We start from the raw sequence: 7,827 nt of genomic DNA on the forward strand, positions 1-7,827 counted from the left end.
GTTGCGTGCCGGCGGGTAGCCTTTGTTCATCGCCCCACTAAAGAACATTGGACGCCCGCCATGAATCGTATCCTTGCTGTCTTGCTGCTGTTGACCGTCACCGTGTTGAGCGGTTGCGCCTCGTCCTCTCCGGAGCTGCGTCCCTATACCGCCGAGGAAACCCGCGAGCTGGCCCTCGAAGCGTTGAATCGCCGGGGTCTTTCGTTCGAGGAGTATCACGCCAAGAAAGCCGAATTGCTCGGCACATCGCAGAAGAACGTCGGCTTCGATGAGCGTGGCGAAATGAATGCCGAGCGGACCGTCCAATTGCTTGGCCGGCCAGGCTGAAAGACTGTACCGCTCGAAGTTTTGCCTAACTGTCCATGGGCGGGCGCCGGGACGTGGGGTAGGGTCATCACCTGACTGCCCCCGACGGATTGACGTGCCATGACCCTCTCGCTTGACCTTCTGCTGGGCTTCGCCCTGTTTGCCCTGGTGACCTCGATCACACCAGGCCCCAACAACACGATGTTGCTGGCCTCGGGTGTCAATTTTGGTTTCAACCGTACCATCCCTCACATGCTGGGTATCACCTGTGGCTTTTTTTCCCTGGTGCTGGCGGTGGGCCTCGGCCTGGGCGCGGTGTTCCAGACGTATCCATTGCTCTACACCCTGTTGCGCTATGTCGGCGCGGCATACCTGATCTATCTGGCATGGAAAATTGCGCATTCCGGCCCCGTCTCGGACAACGCTGCAGGCGACAACAAGCCGATCAGTTATTGGGGCGCGGCGGCGTTTCAATGGGTCAATCCCAAGGCCTGGATCATGGCCATCGGTGCAATCAGCACCTATACACCACTGCAAGGCTATTTTTTCAACGTGGTGGTCATCGCGGCGGTGTTTGCCTTGATCAATCTGCCAAGCGTCAGCCTGTGGGTGGTATGCGGCAGCCTGCTGCGCAATTTGTTGCGTGATCGTCGGTGGCTGCGCCTGTTCAACTGGGGCATGGCGCTGCTGTTGGTCGCGTCGCTGTATCCGTTGTTGCTCGAAAGCATGAGTTGATGGCTGAGCTTCGACGCGATGCCTGCTAAGCTCGCTGTTCCAGGAGCGTTCCTACGCACTTTTAAATGAAGTCCGACTTCTTTAAGGTCTTGATCAGGTAAAGCTTGTCTCGAACCCAACGAGGGCACCCTGGTCCCGGAACCGGCTCTGCGAGTTTCCTTATGAATAAGCGTCCTTTGTATTTTGATTACGCGGCCACCACGCCGGTGGATGAGCGGGTGATCCAGGTCATGGTCCAATGCCTGGGTTTTGACGGCAATTTTGGCAACCCTGCCTCCAGCTCCCATGCGTTCGGCCAGGAGGCACGACGTGCCGTGGAGCAGGCGCGGGAACAAGTGGCCCGTTTGGTTGGCGCTCAAGCCGATCAGATCGTCTGGACTTCAGGTGCCACCGAATCCAATAACCTGGCCCTGAAGGGGGTGGCCCAGGCGCGCGGTGCGCGTGGGCACGTGATCACCAGCTTGATCGAGCATAAAGCAGTTCTTGATACGGTCCGGCAGCTTGAAGAGGGCGGTGTCGCGGTGACTTGGCTGGCGCCGGGAACCGATGGCCTGATCAATCCGCAATCTGTCCGCGAGGCGTTGCGCGAGGACACGTTCCTAGTGTCGTTGATGCTGGTGAACAATGAGCTGGGGACCGTCAACGACGCCGTCGCCATCGGTGAGATCGTTCGAGAGCACGGCGCGCTGTTTCACATGGACGCCGCCCAGGGCGCGGGGAAGATGAGCATCGACCTGGCCCGTTGGCCGGTGGATCTGATGTCTTTTTCTGCACACAAGATCTACGGTCCCAAGGGCATCGGCGCGCTTTACGTCGGCGATCGTGCACGGCCGCGGGTGTCGGCTCAGATCCATGGCGGAGGCCATGAAGGTGGCTTGCGCTCCGGTACATTGGCGACCCATCAGATTGCGGCCATGGGAACGGCGTTCGAACTGGCGTCGCAGTCATTTGACGAGGAGCTCGCCAAGATCGATCAATTGCGCAATCGTTTGCTTGAGCCGCTGTTGACGTTGCCCGGCGTATGTATGAATGGCAGCCCGAGTTGCCGAATCCCTCATACGCTGAGCCTGACGTTTAATGAAGGCGAATTCAACCCGGCGACGTTGGGCTCCTCGATTGCGTTTTCCGCGACGTCGGCCTGCAACTCGGCGCAAAATACCCCATCCCATGTCCTGCTGGCCCTGGGGCACGATGCACGTGCGGCCGGGCGGACCATTCGCTTGAGCCTGGGACGTTTCACCAGCGAGCAGGACATTGACGAGGCGGTGCGGTTGATCAAGTCCGCCTGCGCCGCTGCCCCGGCATTTTGGGTGTAACCCTTGAGCCGAACACGTTCGGCGTACGAACAATAAAATTGAATTAGCAGGAGTGATGATGAGTACCGAGCCTTCGACCCCAGGACAGATTCCCCAGCGCCTGGTCCGAATCCGCCAGTTGATGCGCGAAGAGGGCATCCATGCGCTGCTGGTGCCTTCGGCCGACCCGCATCTTTCGGAATACTTGCCGGGCTACTGGCAAGGTCGTCAATGGTTGTCCGGGTTCCATGGCTCGGTAGGTACTTTGATCGTGACCTTGGATTTTGCCGGGGTCTGGGCCGATAGTCGGTACTGGGAACAAGCCACCAAGGAGCTGGAAGGCAGCGGGATTGAGTTGGTCAAGCTTGTTCCAGGTCAGCCCGGCCCATTGGATTGGCTCGGTGAACAAACGCCCGAGGGGGGTGTGGTAGCGGTTGACGGAGCAGTCATGGCCGTTGCGTCGGCCCGGACGCTGAGCAGCAAGCTTGAATCGCGTGGGGCGCGGTTGCGTACCGATATCGACCTGTTGCATAAGGTCTGGACCGATCGTCCAGCCCTGCCGAATCAGCCCGTCTACGCCCACCTGCCGCCACAAGCGACGGTAAGTCGTGTGGAAAAACTGGCCAAGCTGCGCGAATCGCTAAAGGAACGCGGCGCCGATTGGCACTTCATTGCCACCCTGGATGACATTGCCTGGCTGTTCAACCTGCGCGGCGCGGATGTGTCGTTCAACCCTGTGTTCGTCTCCTTTGCCTTGATTGGCCAGCAACAGGCGACGCTGTTCGTTGCCTTGGACAAAGTCGATGCGGCACTGCGTGCAACGCTTGAACAGGATGGCGTGACGCTGCGCGATTACAGCGAAGCCGTTGTCGCGCTGCGTGAAGTGCCAAGCGGTGCGAGTCTGCAGATTGATCCGGCGCGGGTCACCGTCGGCTTGCTGGGTAACCGGGACAGTGGCGTCAAGCTGGTCGAAGGGCTCAACCCGACGACGCTGGCCAAATCCCGCAAGACCCCGGCAGATGCCGAGCATATTCGCCAGGCAATGGAGCAGGATGGTGCCGCTCTCTGCGAATTCTTCGCCTGGCTGGAAAGCGCCTGGGGCCGTGAGCGCATCACCGAGCTGACCATCGATGAGCATCTGACCGCGGCGCGCATGCGTCGGCCGGATTTCGTCTCCCTGAGCTTCAATACCATCGCCGCGTTCAACGCCAACGGCGCGATGCCTCACTACCACGCCACGGAAGAAGCGCACGCCGTCATTGAAGGCGATGGCTTGCTGCTGATTGATTCGGGGGGGCAGTATCTTGGCGGCACCACGGACATCACGCGCATGGTGCCGGTCGGAACGCCGACACCAGAGCAGAAGCGTGATTGCACCCGAGTCCTCAAGGGTGTGATTGCCTTGTCGCGGGCCAAATTTCCCCGAGGCATTCTGTCGCCTTTGCTGGATGCCATCGCCCGCGCGCCAATCTGGGCCGAACAGGTGGATTACGGCCATGGCACCGGTCACGGTGTCGGTTATTTCCTGAACGTCCACGAGGGGCCGCAGGTCATTGCCTACCAGGCCGCCGCCGCGCCGCAAACCGCGATGCAACCGGGGATGATCACGTCTATCGAGCCCGGCACTTATCGGCCAGGTCGTTGGGGAGTGCGTATCGAGAACCTGGTGCTCAACCGCGAGGCGGGGAGCAGTGAGTTCGGTGAGTTCCTGTCCTTCGAAACCTTGACGCTATGCCCGATCGACACCCGCTGCCTTGAGCCATCCTTGCTGACCCAGGACGAAAAAGACTGGTTCAATGCGTACCACGCCGAGGTCCAGCGTCGATTGAGCCCGTTGCTGGAAGGCGACGCGTTGCAATGGCTGAACATGCGGACCGCGACCATCTGACAAAAACGGTCAGGCCAGGGCTTCACGGACGAAGTCGAGCCGATCCTGGCCAAAGAACAATTCGTTGCCGACGAACATGCTCGGTGCTCCAAACACACCTCTACGGATGGCTTCTTCGGTGGCATCCTTGAGATGGTCCTTCACGTGTTGGTCGGTGGTCAGGGCGAGGACATATTCAGGATCGAAGCCACCTTCGTTCAGGGTCGTCGCAACTGTCGCCGGATCGTTGAGGTTGCGGGCGTCCACCCAGAGGGCGCGGAACAGGCAATCGATAAAAGCCTCGAAGCGGTCCGGATGGCGCAATTGCATGCCGGTTACGGCGCGCATCAGCAGCAATGTGTTGATTGGAAAATAGGGGTTGAGCTTGAACTCAACGCCATAACGGATGGCAAAGCGATTCAAGTCCTTGAACAGATAGGGCCCCTTGGCCGGCACGGTAACAGGGGAGGCGTTGCCAGTTGCCTTGAAGACGCCACCTAGCAACATGGGACGGTAGATCAGTTCACTGTCCGTTTGTGCGCAAAGCGCAGGCAACTGGGTGTAGGCGAGATAGGTGGTCGGGCTGCCGAGGTCGAAGAAAAACTCTACGGATTTGCTCATGGGGGCTGCTCTCTTATTGTTATGAGGGGAGGCTTACCAGCGTTCGCTCCAGGGGCGCAGGTCCAGCTCGAAGGTCCATGCGTCGCGGGGCTGGGTATGCAAATACCAATAATTCTCGGCAATGTGTTCCGGATCGAGGATGCCGTCCTCCTCCCTGGTTGCATATTTTTCCGGGAAATTGTCACGGATAAACGCAGTGTCGATGGCACCGTCCACTACCACATGAGCCACATGGAGGTTCATCGGGCCTAGTTCACGCGCCATGCTTTGCGCCAGCGCTCGTACGCCATGCTTGGCCCCGGCAAACGCGGCGAACCCTGACGCGCCGCGCAATCCTGCCGTGGCCCCAGTGAACAGGATTGTGCCGCGTTGGCGCTTGACCATGCGCCTAGCAACTTCCCGCGCATTGAGAAATGCGGAGAAGCAAGCCATCTCCCAGATCTTGAAGTACTTGCGAGCCGTCTCTTCCAGAATGCTGCACGGCACATTGGCGCCGATATTGAAGATGAATGCTTCGATCGGCCCGACCTGGCTTTCTATCTGCTCGATCAGCGCGATGACATCGTCTTCCTTGCGCGCATCGCAGGCGTACCCGTGGGCTTCACCCCCTTCGGCCCGAATACTGTCCACCAGTGGCTCAAGTTTGTCGGCGCTTCGACGCGTGACGCAGGCCACGAAACCTTCCCGGGCGAAACGCCTGGCTATTGCCCCACCCGTGGCATCGCCGGCACCAACAACCAGTACGACCTTCTTGTTATTCATGGTTAGCTCCATTGCTAAACGATCGTTAACTAAACGGACGTTATGTTAAGGTCGGGCGAACGTCAAGGTGTACATCAGAGGCAAGACGATGCGTTATTCAGCCAACCACAAGATGGAAACCCGCGAAAAGCTGCTCGCGAGCAGCGCCACCTCCATCAAAAAGTCCGGTTTTGCCACGGTAGGCGTCGATGGCTTGATGAAGGCAATCGGGCTGAGCGGCGGTGCGTTCTACAGCCATTTCTCGTCCAAGGATGAGCTTTTCAGGGCCATTGTCGAAAGAGAACTCGCCCAGAGCCTGGACCGTTTGAACGGTGAGGGGGGCATGGACGCAGTAAAGTTGCAGCGTTGCCTCAAGCAATACTTGAGCATGGGCCACGTTGAACAACCCGAGGCAGGGTGTGCATTGCCGGTGTTGGGGGCAGAGATTGCACGTTCGGATATGCAGGTACGCGAGGCGGCGCAGACTTGGATCTGCCGGCTGCATGAAGGCTGGGCGCGAATCTTAGGAAGCGATAGCTTGGCGTGGTCGGTGTTGTCGCAATGTGTCGGGGCGTTGGTGGTTGCGCGCATGCTTGCGACTCCCGAGGTCCAACGCGATGTCCTCAAATCCAGCTATGACGAAATCAGCCGTCGTATCACCGACCGACCGTTTGACTGATCCCTGCTTATTTGCAGATGACGATCATGCTGCGACTGGTATACCCGGCGGGGTTGAGTCCGAATGGATAGTCTCCCGGCTCCTCGACGGTATCCCCCGATTTGGCGATCACCTTGTAGTTCTTTGGGGCGCATGAATTGGCAGCGGTGGCGGCGCATTGCTCCCAGGATGAAGTCAGCCCAGAGCAATTGATGTGCAAGCCCTTTTTACCGCGCTTCATTTCGGTTTTCGAAGTCGCCGCGCAGCCCGCAATTGCCAGTATGGCGATCAAGATCAAAATTCGTTTCATTCCCGTCCTTATGCCGTCGTGGATCTTGTGTCTACGTACGGCTGTGTTCGCTCTCGCTTGAAGCGTTCATGACGTCCTGTATGAAAAAATCCATGTCCAGCATTAGGTTACGAGGCTAAACATGGCCTAAATGGGCGGCAAATACCAGACCTATGATCAAACTGATTAATCTGCCGCAATGACGGGTTTGGCGGCATCGCCCATCGTCAGCGTTGCGCCGACTGACGCAAGGATAATGCAGGTAATGGCGGCCCACTGCGCCAGCGATAGGTATTCCTGAAGGAACACCAGTCCCGACAAGGCGCCGATCGCGGGCTCGACACTCATCAGCGTGCCGAACGTGCGGGCGGGAATTCGGGTCAGGGAAATCATCTCCAAGGTATAAGGGAGGGCAGTAGACAGAATGGCCACCGCAATGGCGATTGGAATAAGACTTGGTGTCAGCAGTGCGGCACCGGCGTGCACAATGCCAATGGGCGCGACAAACAGTGCGGCGATCATGACCCCTAGTGCAGCGGTCTGCACGCCGTTGTCCGCGCCGGCTTTCTGGCCAAACAAAATGTACAGTGCCCAGCACACGCCTGCGCCCAATGCATAGCCTGCTCCGATCAAGTCGATGCTGGTGCTGGCGGCTCCGTTGGGTATGAGCAGCAGCAGGCCGACCAACGCCAGGGCAATCCAGAGAAAATCAATCGCCCGACGTGACGCATAAATCGCAACCGCCAGAGGGCCGGTAAACTCCAATGCCACCGCAATGCCCAGCGGAACGGTACGAAGTGACATATAAAAGAGAAAATTCATGCCCCCCAGGGCCATCCCGTAGACCAACACGGTGCGCAAGGATTGGGCTGTGAGTTTGGCCCGCCACGGGCGTAGCAATAACAACATGATGATGCTGGCGAAAATCAGCCGCAGGGTCGTCGTGCCTTGCGCGCCTACTATCGGGAACATGCTCTTGGCGAGGGAAGCGCCGGACTGGATGGAGGCCATGGCGACCAGTAGCAAGGCAACCGGAAATAAAGAAGAGGCCAGGCTTCGATTGGGTGGAGTCATTACGGGGTGTCATCCAATGAAAAGGGCAGGGGGGAAGTGGATTGAGCAATATAGTGCGCATTTCAAGCGACGTAGTCTATATATAAGGCGCCCTTGAGCTCTTTCATCCATAAAGATGGAGAAAGACACAACAAAGGGTTGACGGCAGATTCTGGATGTCTATAATTCGCCCCACTTCCGGCGCAGTCGAAACGTAAAATTTCTTGAATTTCAATGAGTTAGATGGTTTCGGCAAAGCAGG

At 58.4% G+C, this 7,827-nt stretch carries 9 protein-coding genes; 5 read left to right on the top strand and 4 right to left on the bottom strand.

Features of this window, described 5'->3' with window-relative positions; all coding sequences use genetic code 11:
* Window positions 1-60 precede the first annotated feature (60 nt).
* The 4 genes from JZ00_RS23855 (at window position 61) to JZ00_RS23870 (ending at window position 4,224) form a co-directional block, all read left to right on the top strand.
* Complete coding sequence (locus JZ00_RS23855; protein ID WP_039593730.1) at window positions 61-327, top strand: hypothetical protein; 267 nt, start codon at window positions 61-63, stop codon at window positions 325-327.
* A 99-nt stretch (window positions 328-426) separates the two neighbouring features.
* Window positions 427-1,041 (top strand): LysE family translocator, encoded by a 615-nt coding sequence (locus JZ00_RS23860; RefSeq protein WP_039593731.1) that lies wholly within the window; start codon window positions 427-429, stop codon window positions 1,039-1,041.
* A 161-nt stretch (window positions 1,042-1,202) separates the two neighbouring features.
* The gene (locus tag JZ00_RS23865; protein WP_039593732.1) at window positions 1,203-2,357 is read left to right on the top strand and encodes a cysteine desulfurase family protein; all 1,155 of its coding nucleotides are present in this window, start codon (window positions 1,203-1,205) and stop codon (window positions 2,355-2,357) included.
* A gap of 58 nt (window positions 2,358-2,415) precedes the next feature.
* Complete coding sequence (locus JZ00_RS23870; protein WP_039593733.1) at window positions 2,416-4,224, top strand: aminopeptidase P family protein; 1,809 nt, start codon at window positions 2,416-2,418, stop codon at window positions 4,222-4,224.
* Between the two features lie 9 nt (window positions 4,225-4,233).
* Here the strand turns inward: JZ00_RS23870 and JZ00_RS23875 are convergent, their stop codons facing one another.
* Window positions 4,234-4,824 carry a 2-hydroxychromene-2-carboxylate isomerase gene (locus JZ00_RS23875; RefSeq protein ID WP_039593734.1) on the bottom strand — a complete coding sequence of 197 codons (591 nt, stop codon included), beginning with the start codon at window positions 4,822-4,824 and terminating at the stop codon, window positions 4,234-4,236.
* Between the two features lie 33 nt (window positions 4,825-4,857).
* Window positions 4,858-5,586 (bottom strand): SDR family oxidoreductase, encoded by a 729-nt coding sequence (locus tag JZ00_RS23880; RefSeq protein ID WP_039593735.1) that lies wholly within the window; start codon window positions 5,584-5,586, stop codon window positions 4,858-4,860.
* Between the two features lie 88 nt (window positions 5,587-5,674).
* Between JZ00_RS23880 and JZ00_RS23885 the strand changes: the two genes are divergently transcribed.
* Window positions 5,675-6,244, top strand: coding sequence for a TetR/AcrR family transcriptional regulator (locus tag JZ00_RS23885; protein WP_039593736.1), 570 nt, complete (start codon window positions 5,675-5,677; stop codon window positions 6,242-6,244).
* 7 nt (window positions 6,245-6,251) lie between these two features.
* Here the strand turns inward: JZ00_RS23885 and JZ00_RS23890 are convergent, their stop codons facing one another.
* A complete protein-coding gene (locus JZ00_RS23890) occupies window positions 6,252-6,533 on the bottom strand; it encodes a hypothetical protein (protein ID WP_039593737.1) in 282 nt (93 codons plus the stop codon).
* Between the two features lie 165 nt (window positions 6,534-6,698).
* On the bottom strand, window positions 6,699-7,586 hold the full coding sequence (gene rhtA, locus JZ00_RS23895) for a threonine/homoserine exporter RhtA (RefSeq protein WP_039593738.1): 888 nt from the start codon (window positions 7,584-7,586) through the stop codon (window positions 6,699-6,701).
* Window positions 7,587-7,827 lie beyond the last annotated feature (241 nt).

The organism is Pseudomonas frederiksbergensis (assembly GCF_000802155.2).
Lineage (GTDB): Bacteria > Pseudomonadota > Gammaproteobacteria > Pseudomonadales > Pseudomonadaceae > Aquipseudomonas > Aquipseudomonas frederiksbergensis_A.